Source organism: Wylensekiella montiformis, from assembly GCF_009697385.1.
Lineage (GTDB): Bacteria > Bacillota > Negativicutes > Selenomonadales > Selenomonadaceae > Selenomonas_A > Selenomonas_A montiformis.
This window is the reverse complement of the sequence record NZ_VUNL01000012.1, coordinates 42,182-60,876: the sequence shown is the minus strand read 5'-3', so window position 1 is coordinate 60,876 and position 18,695 is coordinate 42,182. Positions and strand designations below refer to the sequence as shown.

14 protein-coding genes and 1 riboswitch are annotated in these 18,695 nt (G+C 57.6%); of the genes, 8 read left to right on the top strand and 6 right to left on the bottom strand.

All coding sequences use genetic code 11. The features are described 5' to 3' along the window. Positions 1 to 74: 74 nt before the first annotated feature. A riboswitch (molybdenum cofactor riboswitch) is annotated at positions 75 to 189 on the bottom strand. Positions 190 to 238: 49 nt separating this feature from the next. Together FYJ78_RS10515 and FYJ78_RS10510 are read right to left on the bottom strand one after the other, a co-directional pair. Beyond that, on the bottom strand, positions 239 to 1,411 hold the full coding sequence (locus tag FYJ78_RS10515) for a DNA polymerase IV (protein ID WP_154621336.1): 1,173 nt from the start codon (positions 1,409 to 1,411) through the stop codon (positions 239 to 241). Positions 1,412 to 1,413: 2 nt separating this feature from the next. Then, a complete protein-coding gene (locus FYJ78_RS10510; RefSeq protein WP_154621335.1) occupies positions 1,414 to 2,601 on the bottom strand; it encodes a Wadjet anti-phage system protein JetD domain-containing protein in 1,188 nt (395 codons plus the stop codon). A gap of 379 nt (positions 2,602 to 2,980) precedes the next feature. On the opposite strand from FYJ78_RS10510, the gene FYJ78_RS10505 reads away from it, so the two are divergent. Together FYJ78_RS10505 and FYJ78_RS10500 are read left to right on the top strand one after the other, a co-directional pair. Continuing rightward, positions 2,981 to 3,736 (top strand): sigma-70 family RNA polymerase sigma factor, encoded by a 756-nt coding sequence (locus FYJ78_RS10505; RefSeq protein ID WP_154621334.1) that lies wholly within the window; start codon positions 2,981 to 2,983, stop codon positions 3,734 to 3,736. Between the two features lie 108 nt (positions 3,737 to 3,844). Continuing rightward, the gene (locus tag FYJ78_RS10500; RefSeq protein ID WP_235900007.1) at positions 3,845 to 5,122 is read left to right on the top strand and encodes an L-cysteine desulfidase family protein; all 1,278 of its coding nucleotides are present in this window, start codon (positions 3,845 to 3,847) and stop codon (positions 5,120 to 5,122) included. Between the two features lie 202 nt (positions 5,123 to 5,324). Here FYJ78_RS10500 and FYJ78_RS10495 read toward each other — a convergent pair whose 3' ends face one another. Next, entirely contained in the window at positions 5,325 to 6,344 is a 1,020-nt protein-coding gene (locus tag FYJ78_RS10495) for a substrate-binding domain-containing protein (RefSeq protein ID WP_154621333.1), read from the bottom strand. A 12-nt stretch (positions 6,345 to 6,356) separates the two neighbouring features. Further along, the gene (locus tag FYJ78_RS10490) at positions 6,357 to 8,045 is read right to left on the bottom strand and encodes a methyl-accepting chemotaxis protein (RefSeq protein WP_235900010.1); all 1,689 of its coding nucleotides are present in this window, start codon (positions 8,043 to 8,045) and stop codon (positions 6,357 to 6,359) included. A 237-nt stretch (positions 8,046 to 8,282) separates the two neighbouring features. On the opposite strand from FYJ78_RS10490, the gene moaC reads away from it, so the two are divergent. After that, complete coding sequence (moaC, locus tag FYJ78_RS10485) at positions 8,283 to 8,765, top strand: cyclic pyranopterin monophosphate synthase MoaC (protein ID WP_154621331.1); 483 nt, start codon at positions 8,283 to 8,285, stop codon at positions 8,763 to 8,765. Between the two features lie 96 nt (positions 8,766 to 8,861). After that, positions 8,862 to 9,056: a hypothetical protein gene (locus FYJ78_RS10480; protein ID WP_154621330.1), complete on the top strand. Its 195-nt coding sequence runs from the start codon at positions 8,862 to 8,864 to the stop codon at positions 9,054 to 9,056. A gap of 123 nt (positions 9,057 to 9,179) precedes the next feature. On the opposite strand, the gene pyk is transcribed toward FYJ78_RS10480, so the two are convergent. Beyond that, positions 9,180 to 10,607: a pyruvate kinase gene (gene pyk, locus FYJ78_RS10475; RefSeq protein WP_154621329.1), complete on the bottom strand. Its 1,428-nt coding sequence runs from the start codon at positions 10,605 to 10,607 to the stop codon at positions 9,180 to 9,182. Positions 10,608 to 10,980: 373 nt separating this feature from the next. Between pyk and FYJ78_RS10470 the strand changes: the two genes are divergently transcribed. Together FYJ78_RS10470 and FYJ78_RS10465 are read left to right on the top strand one after the other, a co-directional pair. Further along, a complete protein-coding gene (locus FYJ78_RS10470; RefSeq protein ID WP_154621328.1) occupies positions 10,981 to 11,934 on the top strand; it encodes a hypothetical protein in 954 nt (317 codons plus the stop codon). Positions 11,935 to 12,127: 193 nt separating this feature from the next. Next, the gene (locus FYJ78_RS10465) at positions 12,128 to 12,856 is read left to right on the top strand and encodes a flagellar brake protein (RefSeq protein WP_154621327.1); all 729 of its coding nucleotides are present in this window, start codon (positions 12,128 to 12,130) and stop codon (positions 12,854 to 12,856) included. A gap of 70 nt (positions 12,857 to 12,926) precedes the next feature. On the opposite strand, the gene FYJ78_RS10460 is transcribed toward FYJ78_RS10465, so the two are convergent. Then, complete coding sequence (locus FYJ78_RS10460) at positions 12,927 to 15,197, bottom strand: anaerobic ribonucleoside triphosphate reductase (RefSeq protein WP_154621326.1); 2,271 nt, start codon at positions 15,195 to 15,197, stop codon at positions 12,927 to 12,929. 304 nt (positions 15,198 to 15,501) lie between these two features. Between FYJ78_RS10460 and FYJ78_RS10455 the strand changes: the two genes are divergently transcribed. Next, positions 15,502 to 17,352: a phosphoethanolamine transferase gene (locus FYJ78_RS10455; RefSeq protein WP_154621325.1), complete on the top strand. Its 1,851-nt coding sequence runs from the start codon at positions 15,502 to 15,504 to the stop codon at positions 17,350 to 17,352. A 39-nt stretch (positions 17,353 to 17,391) separates the two neighbouring features. After that, positions 17,392 to 18,666, top strand: coding sequence for a tetratricopeptide repeat protein (locus FYJ78_RS10450; RefSeq protein ID WP_328597709.1), 1,275 nt, complete (start codon positions 17,392 to 17,394; stop codon positions 18,664 to 18,666). Positions 18,667 to 18,695: the final 29 nt, after the last annotated feature.

Sequence of the window (18,695 nt, the reverse complement as noted above, 5' to 3'; positions counted from 1 at the left end):
CATATCCATCTACATTTCAGCCATTCCAACAAAAAAGACTACCCTCCGCCGCAGCAAAAAGGGTAGTCTTCGCCTCTTGATTCAGAGATACCCCTTTTCCAAACAGAAGGTTCCGGCGTTTCCCCCGGAGCCCCGGCGCAATGCCATAGCCGCAGCCACAGGCATTTTTGCTCGGAGTTCTTCGTTACATTCTTTTATTCTATTATACACGAAGAATAACTTTTGTATATGATTTTTCTCACCGATTTTTCTTACCCGGCGAACCTTGCAGAAGCCGTGCCTTGGTAACCCCCTGTTCGCCGAAGCGCTGGCGGATCCGGTCCACCGCCGCATAAAGCTGCTCTTTCTTCGCCTCATCGGAAAACAGGGACATCTCCCCGCTCTCGCCAAATCCGGAAACCGACACCCCCAGCAGGCGGATGCGCCGGTAAATATGCAGCTCGCGAAACAAATCCCACACCGTATGGTAAATCTCCTCATCATAGCAGGTTCCGTCCGGCAGCGTCCGGCTCCGCGTATACGTATTGAACCACGGCGACTGGCGCAGTTTCAGCTGAATCGTCCGCCCCTTTACGCCGGCCCTGCGCAGCCGCCAGCCGACGCGGCAGGAAAGATCCAGCAGCGCGCGCTGCGCGTCATCGGCCGTCTGCAGGTCCTCGGTAAAGGTCGTCTCCCTGCCGATGGATTTCGCCGGGCCGCGCGGAGCGACCGGCCGGTCATCCTGTCCATGTGCCAGTGCCAGCAGATGATCCGCCAGATTTCCCCCAAAAAGGCGAACCAGCTTCTCCCGCGGCGCGCCGCGAAGCTGGCCGATCGTCCGGATCCCTGTTTTCTGCAGCAGCGCCTCCGTCTTCTGTCCCACGCCCCAGATGCGCCCGACGGGCAGGGGATCCAGCACCTCCCGCAGATTCTCCGGCGTAATGCGGACCAGTCCATCAGGCTTATCCAAATCCGAAGCCAGCTTAGCCAGAAACTTATTCGGCGCAATCCCGGCGGACGCCACGATCCCGGTCCGCTCCCGAATCTCCTTTTTCAGGCGGACCGCATAATCCAGCGGCTCCCCCATGATATGCTCCATCCCGGAAAGGTCCAAAAACGCCTCATCGATGGACAGCGGCTCCACCACCGGCGAATACCGCGCGAAAATCGAAAAGATTTCCGCCGAAACCTCCGCGTAACGGGAATAATTCCCCGACACAAAGATACCCTGCGGACAGAGCCGCTGCGCGCGCACCATCGGCATCGCCGAATGGACGCCATACCGCCGCGCCTCATACGAGCAGGTAGACACGACGCCGCGCCCCGCCATCCCGCCGACGATCACCGGCTTTCCGCGGTATGCCTCATGATCCAGCTGCTCCACCGAAGCGAAAAACGCATCCATATCCACATGCATGACCAGCCGCTCCATCCTCAGCCCTCCCTTCGCCGCATATCCTCTTCCTCCGCATTCCGGCGCAAAAACTCCGTCACCTCGCGCATCGGAATCCGCTCCTGCTCCAGTCTTCCCGCACCATCCAGCGCCTGCCAGCACGCCTGCTCCGCCGGCGTCAGCCCATCCGGCATCGCTCCCGGAGCGCTCGTATCCTCCACCAGAAAATCCGCATACCGCGCCAAAAGCTCCCGGCTCATGAGAAACGAGCGAACCTGCGGATATTTCCCGCGGAACCGCGCCAGAATCGCAAAGCCTTCCCGATCCAAATCGCCCCAATACCAAAGCCTTTGGATCCGCTGCAGCCATGGCGCAGCCGCAAGCTCCGGGACGATGCCATTGCCGGCCCCGAACAAAACCAGACTGCCGGGAACGGAAGGAAAAACCATCCCATTGATCTTGTTTTCCACGACAAAAACCTGACGAGCCGGGACAGCCAGCTTTGCCAGTTGCTCCCCCGTCACCTTTGCCCCGGACATACCGCCAAATGTCAGCTCCGGATCCAATGACCGGATATAGATATTCGGCTCCGGTGCCTTCTCCCGAATCCGCAGGGCCATGCAAAACGACCGGAAACTGCCGCACGAAAGCTCCGGATGAAGCGCCTGAAAGATCGAGGCCGTCAGTTCCCGATGATTCTCCATAAACTTCGTATCCACGCCGGGAATATCGATCTCGCGCAGATAGCAGTCCGTTTTGTACGCGCCCTGAAAATAACCTGCCAGCCGCATCATATTCTCTGCCAGCCCAGCCTCGGTCAGCAGATTCTCCCGATAATGCAGGCAAACCGCAGACAAAGCCGGATATTTCCCGGCAATCGCATCGTAAACCGGCCGGAACCAATCCAGCATCCGGCCCATGCCCAGATAACGAAGCACCGTCTTCGCCGAAGCAAACCGCACGCGCACCGGCATATCATGCTGCCGTCCCCCGCCCTGCGTCCGCTTCGTCTGCGTCTCCACCGTCCAGCATGCGCCCGGCTGCCGCCAGAACGACGCCCAGTCCATCATCTCCCGGAAGTGGCGGTTCCATGACGAAAACGGATACGGCGGAGTCAAAACATACGAATACGGCTCCGCATCCCGCCCCAGCGCCGCAGTCCACAGCTGCGTCAGCTTCTTTTGGCCCGATAACTTTTTTCTCAGCGCATCATCATACCTGCCGCCCATCTGACTGCCTCCCCCCGATTATTAACGAACACATGTTGCTTCTTCTTATGATATTACCCTCTATACCCGCATTTCGCAAGCCCCCTCCCCAAAAAAAGCCCCGATTTCTCTTGAAAAATTGTTGCCGGCGAAAACAAATTTAGGACTTTTTGCCTAAATGAGGATATCTTATAAAAAAGTTCTCTGTCCCATGCAGCGATCATTTATTAAAAATCCATAAGAAAATCCCGCCCAAATGGCTGTCACTGCGACAAAAAAAAACGGTAAATAATTCAGGAAGATAGTCGTATTGTCAATACATAAAAGCTATGTTAAGATAAATTTGTCTAAAACGGGACGGATAAAAGGGAAATCACAGGAAAAAGGGGAGGCCCGTATTTTGAAGCAATACGATGGGATGGCTTCGGCCAAGGATGAGGAACTGGTCCGGTGTTACCAGCAGGACAAGGACGACCGCCTGCTGGCTTTTTTGTTCGCACGCTACCAGAAAATGATCGCGGGACAGACGCGCTGGTATAATTCCTGTTCCATCAGTCAGGAAGATCTGTTTCAGGAAGGACGAATCGGCTTTTTCAAGGCCGTCCGGGACTACAATCCGGATCATGGAATCCCGTTCGCCATATTTGCCCAGCGCTGCGTGCGCTGCCAGTTCATCACCGCATTGAAAACCATGCAGCGTCTGAAGCACCAGCCGCTGAATCAGGCGTATTCTCTGGACAACTCGATCGCCGGCAGTGGCCGGGACTACACCCTGATGGATATTCTGAGCAGCGCGGATGAAACCATCAATCCGGAATACTGTCTGCTCATGAAGGAAGATTACGGGTACTGCCGCAGCATCGTCGAAAAGGAACTCACCCCTTTCGACCTGCGCATCTTCCTGTGCTATATCTGCGGCCGATCCTATCAGGCCATCGCGACCGACACCGGCGTTTCGGTCAAAAGCGTGGACAATGCGCTGCACCGCTCCAAACAGAAATTGCGGCGCCATATTCTGCGACATCAGGACATCCAGCCGGAAATGTTCCGTCACTATCTCATCATCCAGCAGCTCCTGCTCCGCCTGCAGGAGGACGTCGACGAGAACATCCTCCCCCTGCAGCTGCCGGATCTTTTGCAGGATCTGATTGCCTGACGGACTGGGACCGTTTCCCCTTTTCTTTCGGATTGCACGGATGCTTCAATCGAAGTATAATCATATCATGACTAATTTCGTGAATCCAACAGGAAAAGGGGAATTTTTTTGAACAAAAACTGTCCGACTTATCAGACCTATCTGGAAATCCTGCGCCGCGAACTCATCCCGGCCATGGGCTGCACTGAACCAATCGCCATCGCTTACGGCGCCGCAAAAGCAAGAGCCGTACTGGGCGAGCTGCCGGACCGCATCGTCATCGCGGCCAGCGGCAACATCATCAAAAATGTAAAGAGCGTCATCGTCCCGAATACCAACGGCTGCAAGGGCATCGAAGCGGCGGCGGCCATCGGCGCGCTGGCCGGCGATGAAACGGCCGGCCTTCAGGTTCTCGCTCAGGTATCTGCCGCCGAAAAGGAACAGCTTCGCGGCTATCTTGCCCGGACCGACGTCCGGGTCGAAGCGGCGGAAACCGAACACGTTCTCGACATCCGCATCCGGGCAGAACATGGCGCCGATACCGCCGAAGTGCAGATAGCCGGCGAACATACCAACATTGTCCGGATCGCACGAAACGGCAGTCTGCTGTTTCAAAAAGAAATCGAAACGCCGTCCGGCGACAGCCAGCCGGACTACGACTGCATGACCATCGCCGACATCTACGACTTTGCCGAAACCGCCGACCTCGAGGATGTCCGGGAAATCCTCGACCGTCAGATCGCCTGCAACACAGCCATCGCCGACGAAGGACTCCGCCGCGACTACGGCGCCAACATCGGCAAAGTCCTGCTCAAAGCCTACGGCGCCGATATCCGGATCCGGGCCCGCGCACGGGCTGCCGCGGGATCAGACGCCCGCATGAACGGATGCGAAATGCCCGTCGTCATCAACTCCGGCAGCGGCAATCAGGGCATGACCGTTTCCCTGCCGGTCATCGAATACGCCAAAGAGCTGCACGCCTCCAAAGAACAGCTCTATCGCGCCCTGCTCCTCTCCAACCTCGTGACGCTCCACGAAAAAGAAGGCATCGGCCGCCTGTCTGCCTACTGCGGAGCAGTCAGCGCCGGAGCCGGGGCCGGCGCCGGCATCGCCTGGCTCCACGGCGGCGGCTACGATGCCGTCGTCCACACCATCGTCAATGCGCTGGCCATCACATCCGGAATGGTCTGCGACGGAGCAAAAGCCTCCTGCGCGGCGAAAATCTCCGCAGCCGTAGATGCGGGAATCCTCGGATTTGAAATGTACCGCAACGGTCAGCAATTCTACGACGGCGACGGTCTTGTCCGCAAAGGCGTGGAAAACACCATCCGCAACATCAGCCGGCTGGGCCGAATCGGCATGAAGGAAACCGACAAGGAAATCATCCGCATCATGATCGACCAGTAATCAGACGCCAAAAAGCCCCTGAGCCTTCATGCCGATTCGGGTTGCTCTGCTCACCCATCTCCCCCCTTAGGGGGAAAAGCTATTTTGCCGGGAATGGCAAAGCGAAGCGCATATCTTCTTTCCGAAAAGACATCCCCCGGGAGCCTGTAACGGTTCCCGGGGGATGTCTTTTGCTGCCTGACGCAGTCTTATTTCTGTATGATTACCGGACTTCGCCGATGTTGTTTTTGTCGATAATCAGCGGCGTGCAGAGGTAGGCCGGTACGGTGATGACGCCGTTGTTGTAGGATTTGACGTCGTTGATGTCCGGCTGGGTTCCCTCGACCACCGCTTTAATCATGCGGACAGACTTGGCCACGAGCAGTTCCGGATCTTTGTAGATGGTGATCGTCTGCTGCCCGCCGCGGATCGCCTCAAGCGCCTTGCTTTCCGCATCCTGCCCGGTCAAAAGCGGCATCGAGGTGTAGCCGCCCGCGGCCAGCGCCTCGCGGATACCGCCGGCTATGCCGTCGTTCGGCGAGAGGATCACATCCAGATGCTGTCCCGCATCGGGGCCGTTCAGCAAGCGGGTCATGCGCTCACCGGCGCGTTTCGGCTCCCAACCCTTCGTATTGACCTGTTCAAAGGATTGTTCACCGGAAGGGATAATCAGCTGTCCCTTGTCGATATAGGGCTGCAGAACGTCCATCGCCCCGGAGAAGAACAGATGCGCATTGTTGTCGGCGGGATCTCCGGCAAAGACTTCCATGCGAAACGGGCCTGCGCCACTTTTGAGATTCAGCGCGGCTTCGATGTAGTCGCCCATGGCCTCGCCGACGGCTTCGTTGTCAAAGGCCGCATAATACGATACCGCATCGGTGTTCATAATCAGGCGGTCGTAAGCAATCACGGGAATTTTCTTCTCTTTGGCTTCCGCGAGAACATCGGTCAGTGCCTCGCTGTCGACAGCGCCGATCACCAGACATTTCGGATGGGCCGCAATCTGTTTTTTTATCTGTTCAATCTGCTGGTCGGCGGTATCGGCAAACTGCAGATCGACGGTGAAGCCTTCTTTTTCCAGCATCTCCTGAATGGTCTGCCCGTTTTTCTGCCAGCTGGAAGAAGAATTGGCAAACGAAACCGCGACGCTTTTCTCCGCACCGCCGCTGCCGCCGCATCCCGCCAGCAGAAGCAAAACGGCGGCCAATGCGGCCAGACTGAACCATGTGATACATTTTTTCATGATCTGACCTCCTCAAATCCGGAACTTCGCCGTGGATGATGACAATTCCTGCGCCAGATCGGACAGCTTCCGGCTGGCGCCGGCCACCTCATCCATAGAGGCCGACTGTTCCTCCGTCGCAGCCGATACGGATTCGGTTTCCGCAGCGACGTCGCGTCCGGATTTGTCGATGCCTTCCATGACCTTTACCAGCGATTCGGCCCGCCCGGTGGATTCGCGGGCTTCCTGCAGGATCGTATCGGCCTGTGCGGTCAGATCGGTCACGGCTTCGGAAATATGTTCAAAGGCTTCGCCCGCCTCGGCCATGACTTCCCGTCCACTCTGTACGTCCGCGGTTCCTTTTTCCATGCGCTCTACGGCCTGCTCCGTATCCTGACGGATCGTGCGGATGAGCTCCGCGATCTTCTGCGCCGCCGTGTCGGATTCTTCGGCGAGCTTCCGCACCTCTTCCGCGACGACCGAGAAGCCGCGTCCGGCTTCACCGGCGCGGGCCGCTTCGATGGCCGCGTTGAGGGAGAGCAGGTTCGTCTGCTCGGCAATCCCCGAGATCGTGACGGAAATCTGCCCGATCTCCGTCGAGCGGTCCGCGAGTTTGCGGATCACCTCTGCCGAATCGGTCACGGAGTCCGCGATCTCCGCCATCTGTCCGACGGCTCCGTCGATGGCGGTTTTGCCCCGTCCGGCGATCTCCTCGACGCGGCGTGCGGCCTCAGCCGATACCGTCGCTTTATCCTGAAAGCCGTGCATGCTGTCGGACATGTTCTGAATATCGCTCAGGGACTGACTGACGGCCTCGCCCTGCTGGCTTGTATTGCCGGCTACGTTCGTGATGGACACGGCGACCTGCTGCGTCGCCTGCGCGGACTGGCTGGCATTTTCGGTCAGCTGCGCCGCAAAGGAAGATACCTCGGCGGCCGTTTTCTGAATATGCTCGATGAGCGTGCGCAGGTTCCGGATGGTGTCGCCGTACGCCGCAGTGAGCTCGCCGAATTCATCCTGCGTTTTCGGCACGGCTTCGACCGTCAGATTTCCCCCGGCGACTTCCCGGGAAACGTCCATGAGATAGCGCACGGATTTCATGATGCCGGAGCTCAGATAAAATGCCATCCCGCCGGACAGCACGACGACCAGCAGGATGCAGACGATCAGCGTCCACTTCGTTTGCTCGTATTTGGCCGATGCTGCCATACTCTCCTTATGAATGAAGTCCTTGCTGCTGTCGACGACGCGGTTGAGCCGGTTCGTCATGTCGGCATACCGGCTGCCGGACTGGTCAAGCAGCACGGCCGCTTCGGTCTGCTTGCCGTCCTTGGCCAGATGGATAACCTCCCGGGAATTCTTTTTATACGATTCCCAGTCGCCGCGCAGCGCATCGAAGTCCTCCCGAACCTCCGGCGCCACGAAAGCATCCATCGCGTCAAAGGCAATATCCAGCTGATCGGCTTTTTTCTTCGTTTCCTGCGCCGCATGGATGCGGTTCGGCAGCGTCGTCGCCGTGAGCACCGCGTACTCGCCCTGACGATAATCCGAAAGCGTCCGGCTGCTCTCCGCGCCGGTCATCACGCTCGACAGATGCTCCGTCGCGATGCGCAGCGCACCATTGTTGATGCGATTCAAGCTATACCCCGTATACAGCCCGTTTGCCACAAAAATGGCAATAAGCAGCCCGAATACAAGGAACAACTTATTGCGGATAGTCATATGATCCACAATCGTCCCCTCCTTTGTTTCCTAAGACTCTCCCGTAAGAAGAGCCTCTCATCCCTCATTCATCTTCCCAGAACGAATAATTTGATTATAACATAAATGCGCTTCGTCCGAAAGTTTTCCGCCGCAGCTCCGCCAATCCGTTGCCTTTTTTCGTATTTCCCTATAATATAAAGTGAGAAAAGGAAGATTTCGTCCGTTGCCACACGGCGACAGAAAGGATGTCAGGATATGGAAAAACAAACCGGGTTCACCCATTTCGACGAAAAAGGACAGGCCGTCATGGTCGATGTCAGCGGCAAGCATGAAACGAGCCGCACCGCCACGGCCAGCGGCCGCATCGCGGTCAGCCGCGCCGTCTACGAGGCCATCGAGCAGGGTACGGCCAAAAAGGGCGATGTGCTCGGCGTCGCGCGAATTGCGGGCATCATGGCCGCAAAGGCGACCAGCAGCGTCATCCCGCTCTGCCACCCGCTCCCGATCTCAACCTGCCGCATCGAGTTCCGGATGCTGCCTGCCGAGTCCGCAGTCGAAGCGCAGGCCACGGTCAAAGTGACCGGACAGACGGGCGTCGAGATGGAGGCCCTGCATGCCGTCAGCGTCGCCCTGCTCACGATCTACGACATGTGCAAGGCCATCGATAAGCGCATGGAGATTCAGTCCATCCACCTCGACAGGAAAAGCGGCGGGAAAAGCGGCGATTTCGTCCGCTGAACCTCTCCTGTTTCTGTTGCCAAACCGGTTTCTAAACGATATAATGATAATGCGGTCCTGCAAGACCGACGACATGTGAAACGGGAGGTTAAGCTTTTGAACAGGCTGGACGCCGACCGGACCACCAGCTTTGCCCTGCTGGAAGAGGATTTCTTCCTGCTGCAGGCAAAAGCGGAGGATGTCCTCCTGAGTACGGTGGGACTGGGTCAAAAGATGCAGGAAGCGTTCGAACGTCACGGAGACGGTATGAACTCGTCGGTGCTGTGGAAGGCACTGCAGCAAAAGAACTGAACCGCGGCAATCGAAAAAGGAGGCCCGCTGGCTCTTTCGAGTCAGCGGGCCTCCTTCGTTCTTTCGGAAGATGTGCTTTCACATCCCCCTGTGGTAATCGGATAAACGCCTGCTCCTGACGGATCAGATCGTGTATACGCGGATCATGTTCGTATTGTTGCCGACGGTCGTCTTGCTCTGGAGCTTCATGCCGGACGTGATGATCGTCATGTCGCCGCGCTTGACGAAGCCGCCCTTGACGGCTGCCGACGCCGCATTGTTGACCATTTCGTCGACGTCGTTCCAGGACGTGCCGAGGACCGGATAGACGCCCCAGCGGAGATTCAGCTGGCGGACGACCTTTTCATGCGGCGTGTAAGCGACGATCGCCGCTTTCGGACGGTAGCGCGAAACGATTTTCGTCGTGTAGCCGCTGTCGGTCGGCGTGATGATGGCCGGAACATCCAGCTCGTACGCCATCTGTACCGTCGCATGGGCGACGGCGCGCGTGCGGCTCTTGAGGTGCTCGAAGCCGCGCTCGACAAAGAGGTTCTTATATTCCAGCGAAGCCTCGATACGCTGAGCGATGCGGTTCATTGTGGAAACAGCTTCAACCGGATAATCACCCTGTGCCGTTTCGCCGGACAGCATGATCGCATCCGTGCCGTCAAGGATCGCATTGCCGACATCGGAGACTTCGGCGCGCGTCGGGCGCGGGTTGGTCGTCATGGACTCCAGCATCTGCGTCGCGACAATGACCGGCTTGCCCGCCTGATTGCATTTGCGGATGATCTCCTTCTGGATCAGCGGCACGTCCTCAGCCGGAACTTCTACGCCAAGATCGCCGCGGGCTACCATGATTCCGTCCGATACCGCGAGAATCTCGTCGAAGTTTTTGACGCCTTCGAGGTTTTCGATCTTCGGCAGAATCTCCATGTGGCCGTTGTGCTCCTCGATCAGCTTGCGAATGGCCAGAACGTCCTCGGGACGCTGGATAAACGATGCTGCGACAAAGTCCATATCCTGCTCGCAGCCAAAGACGATGTCCTTTGCGTCCTGCTCCGAGATCGGCGGCAGGCCGAGCGATACGCCCGGAGCGGCAACGCGCTTCTTCGTGCTCATCTTGCCGCTGTTCTGGATCGTCGTCAGGATGTCCTTGCCGCGAATCTCGTCGACTTTCAGCGCGACAAGACCATCAGAAAGCAGCAGGGTATCACCCGGCTTGACTTCCGTATAGAGTCCTTTGTGGTTAATGGATACATGCGTTTCATCGCCCGGAATGTCCTCGTAGGTCAGCGTGAACGGCTTTCCCTTTTCCAGCATGACCTTGCCGTCGCGGAACTCGCCAAGGCGCATCTCCGGTCCCTTCGTGTCAAGGATCAGCGAGATGACTTTGCCGGCGCGCTTCGCCGCCTCACGCACCATGTTGATGCGGCCGAGATGCTCCGCATGATCGCCATGAGAGAAATTAAAGCGGGCGCAGTTCATGCCGTTCTCGATGAGCGCATCGACTACTCCCGGTTTCTCCGTTGCAGGTCCCTGCGTGCAGATGATTTTCGTCTTTTTTAACATGTTTGAAATCCCCACCTATTCTGTTACTCCATAATGATCGGACAGCCCGCCTCCGGTCTCCCGGCGTCGCTGCGGCGGCTGTCCGCGGCCTTTGTGGAACAGGGAAAAGGTTCCCTTTGCTAGTTCTTATTCTACACGTTTTGTTTCTATAAGTAAAACAATTTCCACCGGTTCCGGTCAAAATAAATATTTTCAGAAAAGCCATCCATTGTTTTAAATTTATTGTTCGTGTTATTATAAATAAATCGTACTTATTGTTATAGATTGAACGCGTCCGGCGGAAAAAAACTTATCCCCCGGCCTGATTTCGCCGATATATCTTATAGGGAGTATTTGCTGCAAACTCCACATTTTCAGGAAAGGAGGGATAGTCATGACCACAATTTCTTCACTGGCCCGCAATACGTATACCATGTACCGGATGGCATCCGGCGCTTCTTCAGCCGGCAGTGCATCGGACCAGTCGTCAAAAACCGCATCCGACAGCACGGCCGCATCCGGCAGCACAGACCGCTACTCGGCCGCGGCCGATAACATCTCCGCACTGAGCAATCTCGTTCAGGCGTTTTCCGGAGCACACAGCACGAGCCGGAAGAACACGGCACAGGAGAATCTGACGAATCTCTGGTCGGCTTATACGTCATCCACGTCTTCGTCCTCCGGGCTGATGAATCTCAGCGCCATATCGGATCTGCGGACGAGTTCCGCTGCGCTGGTAAACTCGTACAATGAGACGAAAAGCACGTTCCGGACGCAGTATTCTTCTGTCATGAACGATCTCAAGCAGTCCGCGCAGACGGTATCAGGGATGAATTACAGCTTCAGCAGCAGCGATATTCGCACGGAATCCGACGGCAGCAAGACATACAGCGATTCGCTGAAGCAGGCCATCGCCAATGTCAAAGAGCTTGTCTCCGATTACAATGACGCGCTGGATCTCACCAGCGGGTACAGCAGCATCGGCAAGCGCATGAGCCGGCTCTCCTCGGCGTTCTCCGACACGACCTACCGCGCGGATGTTTACGCCAAGGCCGGTATTCAGGTCGACGGCAAGACGGGCGCACTGTCTGTTCAGGAGGATACTCTTGCCAAGGCTCTCGTCGAAAACGGCAGCCGGGTTCAAAACGCGCTGGGCAGCAGCGGTCTGGCCGGCAAAGCGGAAGATCACGCAGATTTTGCCATCCGCCAGCAGGACCGCGTGTTCCCGTCGATGAAGAACATGTTCGGCAAACAGCTGACGACCGCTTCCGCTTACACGGACCCGCGGGTTCTCCACGCGTCCGTACAGGCCAACCTCATCGGCAATCTGCTCAATATGACCCTGTGATTCCTCTGAGGAATCTCCAAGACGGCAGGAACCCGCGCCGCGGGTTCCTGCCGTCTTATTTTATCCGATGCGAAGGGGTGCTGAATAAGTCTCACGTTATTTGCTGCGCTGATCTGAAAATTGACACAAAAACAGGACTTTGGTACTATATATTATGTAGGAAAAATCCAGCCAGACAGAAAGGAACAGCGGTATGACTATGGAATCCGTCGCCCCGGAACAGGTGCTGAAACAGGGGCAGCCCATATCGATCACAGCCCGTTCGGGATGCTGCACGCTGAAACTTTGCGGCACGATCCGGGGCCTGTCCCATCAGGCGCTGACGGTTTCCCTTGCGGTCAGCGACCGCGAGTTCCTGCTGGTTCCGTCCGCGGGGGCGGACGCCGACTGCGCCATCATCGGCAACGGCTGTGTCTATCATTTCGCGTCGACAGCGCGCAGCGCCTCTGCTCTGCCGCTAAAGATCTGGTATCTGGAACGACCGCCCGTCGTATACCGGGTCCAGCAGCGCCGATTTGTACGAGTCCCTCTGGCCCTGCCGATGCAGGTCCGGCTCCCCGGCGCGCACGGTTCTCTTCACAATCCCGCGGACACCATGCTGGTCGACATCAGCGGCGGCGGGCTTTGCTTTGCCAGCGCGTCAGAGGTCCCGCCGGGCTCGCGCATCGCCCTGGATATCCCGGATCTGCCGCTCTACGGGCCTCTGCAGACCACCGCGCTGGTCCGGCGCTGCACCGCTGTCGCCATTCAGTCCGGCACCGTATTCCATGTCGGCGCATCGCTGGAAGACAGCCTGACCATTCGCCAGCAGGACAAACTCATCCAAAGCATCTTCCGCATGCAGCGCGATTATCTGGAAAAAGGGCTCCGCATACCGAACATCCATCATATTCCCGCCCGGAAGTTCCGGCGCTTCCGTTAACTCAGACAGCAAAAACGGTGCATCCCCTTATCACAGGGATGCACCGTCTTTATCGTCTTTATCGTCCGTTTTATTCGGCCGGCTTCATCCGGCGGATGGTGAAGCTTCCCGTCTCCACTTCCCGGCGATGGCAGTGCGGGCATTCATTTTCGATGAGTCCCGTATAGCCGCAGACCGGGTCGCGGTCTACCGGATGATTGATGGAGAAATACCCCATATCGGCATCGTGCATAGCGCGGACGACGCGCTCGAAGGCTTTGACATTTTTCGTCGTATCGCCGTCCATTTCGATGTAAGCGATGTGTCCGGCATTTTCCAAAGCATGATACGGCGCTTCAATGCGAATCTTGTCGATGGCCTTGATCGGATAATAGACCGGCACATGGCTGGAATTCGTCATATAGGAGCGGTCCGTAACGCCCGGGATGATTCCGTACTTCTTCCGGTTCGAACGCTGGAACTGCCCGGCCGTCGACTCAGCCGGCGTACCGAACGTCGACCAGTTCCGATGCTCTTCCTCCGTATATTTGTCGGTGGCCTCGCGCAGATGTCCGACGATTTTCAGACCCAGCTGCTGCGCTTCCTCGCTCTCGCCGTGGTGCTTGCCGATCAGGGCCTTGAGGCACTCCGCCAGACCGCAGAAGCCGATGGAATACGAGGCATGTTTGAGGACGTCCTTGATGCTGTCGTCCGGTTTGAGCTTGTCGCTGTCCATCCATACCCCCTGTCCCATGAGGAACGGATAATTGTAGACATGCTTCTGCTCGATGACATGCAGCCGCGCCAGCAGATAGTCATGCGAAATCCGGATGTATTTGTCGTACAGTTTCCAGAACGTATCCATATCCCCCTTGGACTCGATGGCCAGTTTGGGCAGATTGATGGTCGTAAAGGCGAAGTTGCCGCGGCTGCCAGATTCTTCCGGGCCGTTGACATTGCTCATGACGCGGGTACGGCAGCCCATGGTGGCGACTGTGCTGTTGTAATCGCCCGGCTTATAGTACTGCAGGTTGTACGGCGCATCGATGTTCACGAAATTCGGGAACAGCCGCTTGGCGCTCGTCTTGCAGGCCTGCAGGAAGAGATCGTAGTTCGGATCGCCTTCGTTGTAATTCACGCCGGCCTTCAGCTGGAACACGGAGATCGGGAAAATCGGCGTCTCTCCGTTGCCGAGTCCCGCCCATATCGCGTTGAGAACCTCGCGGACGGCCAGACGGCCCTCCGGCGAGGTGTCCATTCCATAGTTGATGGAGCTGAACGGAACCTGCGCGCCGGCCCGGCTGTGCAGGGTATTGAAGTTGTGGATCAGCGCCTCCATCGCCTGATGCGTCTCCTCCACCACGTCGCTGCAGGCCAGATGATAGATGGTCTGCGCCATGTCCTGCGCCGCTTCTTCCGGTTTCTGATACGTCTCGCGCAGAAGCGCGCTGACCGCTCTGGCAATCGTCCGAACGGACTGATGCGCCGCCTCGTCCGAATCGTGCTCCGCATAGCGGCAGGCATCAAAATCCATCACAGCCCGGAAGGCTTTTTTGAACGCGTCTTCGCTGCCGATTTCCGGACTGCCGAACCGGTAGCAGAGCGCCTTGTAGCTCTCGTCGGCCACCGCCTTGCGGAAGGACTTGCGCACGCCCTCCGCCATGGCGAAATCAAAGGCGTTGATGGACTGGCCGCCGAACATATCGTTCTGATTGGACTGAATCGCAATGCAGGCGAGGCTCGCATAAGCGCGGATGGAATTCGGCTCGCGCAGAAATCCGTGTCCGGTCGAAAAGCCGCCGCGGAACAGCTTCAGCAGATCGATCTGGCAACAGTTGAACGTGATCAGGGAAAAATCTTTATCGTGGATGTGAATCCAGTTCTCTTTGTCCGCCTCGCGGAACTCGTCCGTCAGAACATAGTTGTCCACGAAGTGCTTGGCGCCCTCCGCGCCGAGCTTCAGCATGATGCCCATGGACGCATCCGTATTGATGTTGGCATTGTCGCGCTTGAGGTCGACATCCACCGAATCCGCAAAGAAGATATCCCGATAGGAAGACATCAGATGCTTCTGCGCCGCACGGCGTTCCGCATGTTTCTGGCGGTAGGTGATGTATTTTTTGGCCACATCGTAGAAATCGTACTTCATGAGTTCACGTTCGACGATGTCCTGGATCTCCTCGACGCTGACATTTTCCCGGTCCTGAATATCCCATTCGACCTGACTCGTCACTTCGTCAATATCCCGGTCCGTCATGCGGCTTCCGCCGTCCACATTGGCGCCGGCAATCGCATGAAAAATCTTTTCACGGTTATAGGGCACCGTATGGCCCGAACGTTTCGTAACGGTTTTCAAATTCATAGACTCAATGACCCCCGCATACGGGGCATCATCTCACGCCTCCCCCTATATATTGTGGTTTTTGTATGTCGTGACGGTATATATTGTATCAGAGAAGCGCTTTTCTGGCAATGGGAAAAAATACCCGCCCCGACCTTTTTTCCCGGAAACCGGGCCTCGCCGCCTGTTTTCCCAAGGCCGGCACCGCTTATCGTCTGCCGCGCCGCGCGCTCCGCTGTTCATTGACGAAAAAATGGATTTCATGTAAAATTAGCATGTATTTTACCGGTTTGTTTCCTATAAATGTATAGAAAGAAGACTGACTTTGAATATTTCCACAGAACATCAGGATCATCTGATCCGCTGGCTCACGGCGGCCGCCGTTTATTTTCTCCTCCTGATCGCCTTTTATATTGATATCGGACAGGACATGGGCGCAGAATATTTTCTGCCGCTCCTGCTGCCCATGCTGGCAGCGCTTGTGCTAGTTCAGTACGGCACACGGGTCCCGCTGTTCAGCTGGGCGGCCCTTCCGAACCTGCTGACGGGCGTCGGCTGGTGTGTGACGTTTCCGCTGCTCTATGCCTGGACTTACCAGTCGACCTGGTATCAGTCGAAAATCTGCTTTGACTTCTGCGTGGGCACAGCGCTTTTCCTGCTGCTCACGGCAGTGGAGGGAGCGCTGCACCGGCTGGGACATGTGCGCCTGACGGCGGCGTTCCTGTCTGTCCTGAACTTCCTCGCGCTCATCATTCCGTTCCTGCAGGCCGCCTATTACTGCATCGTCTGGCACTGCCTTTCCCCGGCTTCTGTGATGGCGCTTTACCTGACCAATTACCGGGAGAGCATCGACTTTATCCAGTCCAATGTCGGCCTGATTCCCACGCTGCTGATCGTCGTGGGCTTCGGCCTGTTCCTCTTTCTCTGCTGGCGCGGACATATGGCATTCGCCCGCCGCACTCTGGCGGAAGATACGACGGCAGGCCGCATGGGTGCGATGGCGTTCCTCACCGTAGCCGCCATCGCGGCAGAAGCCTGGTATCTGCCGCAGACTTCCGTGGCGGATCTCTGGAACGATGTGCGTTCCTATGTCAGCCAGACGCAGGAATACAGCGTCGGGCACGATGAGCGTCTGGATAGTCTCATGATCGACAGCCGCACGACACTGGCCGCCAAGGCACCGGGAACCGTCATTCTGGTCATCGGCGAATCGGCTTCGCGCAATTACATGAAAGCCTATACGCCGGATTTTCCCTATGAAGATACGCCATGGCTCAGCCAGAAGCTGGCCTCGGGCGATCCGGGCTTTCTCCCGTTTGACAATGTGTATTCCTCCTGGTCGCAGACCGTCCCGGTCCTGCAGCGCGCCCTGACGGAGCAGAGCCAGTATAACGGCAAGGAGTTTTTCGATTCTGCGTCCATCGTGGATGTCGCCCGGAAGGCCGGCTACGAGACCTGGTGGTTCAGCAATCAGGGCCGCTACGGACAGTACGACAGCGCCATCACGCTGGTGGCCAAGACGGCCGACCATGCGGAATGGACGGATGACTCGTACAATTTCTCCGACAAATACGATGAGACGCTGCTGCAGTATCTCACGCGTCTCGATCCGAATCGGAATAATTTTGTCGTTCTGCACATCATGGGCAGCCATATCTACTACAACAACCGCTATCCGGCCTCCTTCGAGCAGTTCCGGACGGAGGAGGGCGATTCCGTCGTCTCCTCGCTGCCTTCGTATGCCAACAGCATCTTGTATACGGACTACGTTCTGTCTCAGGTCTTTGACTATGCGCAGAAGAACCTGAACCTGCAGGCGATGGTTTATTTCTCCGACCACGGTGAAAATCTGGAGATCTCGCACAATCCGGATGTGTTCAGCTTTGATATGGTCCGCATTCCGATGTGGATTTATCTTTCGCCGGCCTATCGTCAGGCCCTGCCCGGACATACACAGGCGCTTCGCCGGCATCGCAGCCGCTATTTTACCAACGATATGCTTTACGATACCATCTGCGGCCTGCTCAACGCCCCGTCCGGCCGCTACAACCCCGAACAGGATTTCGCCAGTTCCTCTTACGGCTTCTACCGCAAGGACCTGACCACCATGCTCGGCCAGCATCGTCTGACCGAGGATCCTGACGGACTGCCGGAGGAGCCCGCGCCGATGCCCTGACCGCTCTATGAATCCATGAAACATAAGGAGGAGCTTTTTGTGAATTACTTCCGTTCTTTTCCGGCTGTCTGTTTCGCCGCCGCGCTCTGCGCCGCCTTTCCGGCGGGAAGCGAAGCAGCAGCCGCTTCTGCTCCCGCTTCTGTGCCGGCCGCCAGCCGGACCATTGCCGGACGGCCGTCCTTTGCCGCGGAGCTTCCGGGCACGGTCAATCAAAAAGCGGTGCGGGAGGTCCGCTGGCATATCGCGGATGCTCATGATACGCCGATGACGACGCCGCCAGCAGCGCCGGAAACCATCTCCATCCTCGGCCCGGCCGAGGCGACGCAGGAGCAGATGGTGCAGTTCATCCTGCAGCGCAATCCCCAGCCGAAACTGACCTGCTCCGTACAGGAAATCGTCCGTTTCTACTATCAGGAGGCAGGACGCGAGGGCATACGCCCGGATGTCGCGCTTTGCCAGGCGCTCAAGGAAACCGGCTTCTTCGGCTATGGCGGCGATGTCGCCCCGCAGCAGAACAATTTCTGCGGTCTCGGCGCGACGGGCAACCATGAGCCGGGCCACAGCTTCGCGACGGCACAGCTCGGCGTCCGCGCCCATATCCAGCACCTGCTGGCCTATGCCAGCAGGAAGGCCCCGTCCGTACCGATCGTCGATCCCCGCTACCAGCATCTCGTCCGCAACCGCCCCGATCTTCACGGGAAAGTCGATCGCTGGACCGGGCTCAACGGGGCCTGGGCCGTGCCGGGCAAGAACTACGGTCAGGATATTCTGAGATTGTGGCAGCAGGCGCAGGCGCCGGATTCCTCCGATGCCGCCTTAGACGCCGCCGAGCGCAAGGTCCGGAACATGCCGGACGACGCGGGTTCCTACCTTTACCGGGGGATCGTCCGATACAAGCGCGGCGATTATCCATCGGCCCTGAGCGATTTTGAAACGGCGCTTCAGCGCGCGCCCGGAACGGCAGAGGCGCTTTATGACCACGCGCTCGCCGCGGTTCGTCTCGGCAAAGAACGGGAGGCCATGAGCGACTATGATCAGCTGCTGCGCTTCGCGCCGTCCTTCACGCAGGCATGGTACAACCGCGGTCTGCTGCGCTTTGCCCGCCGCGACTATAACGGAGCGATCCGGGATATGGAGCAGCTGCTGTTCATCGAGGACCGCACGGCCGACGCATACAATCTCATCGGCGTCGCGCACATCCGCCAGAAAAAATACCGCGAAGCATGGCATGACTTTTATACGGCTGCGGCCGTAAACTCAGCGAATTGGAATGTACTGGCCAATCAGTTCATCCTCGAAGCCTGCCTGAAATAACGACATGACAACAACCGGGACTGCCGCAT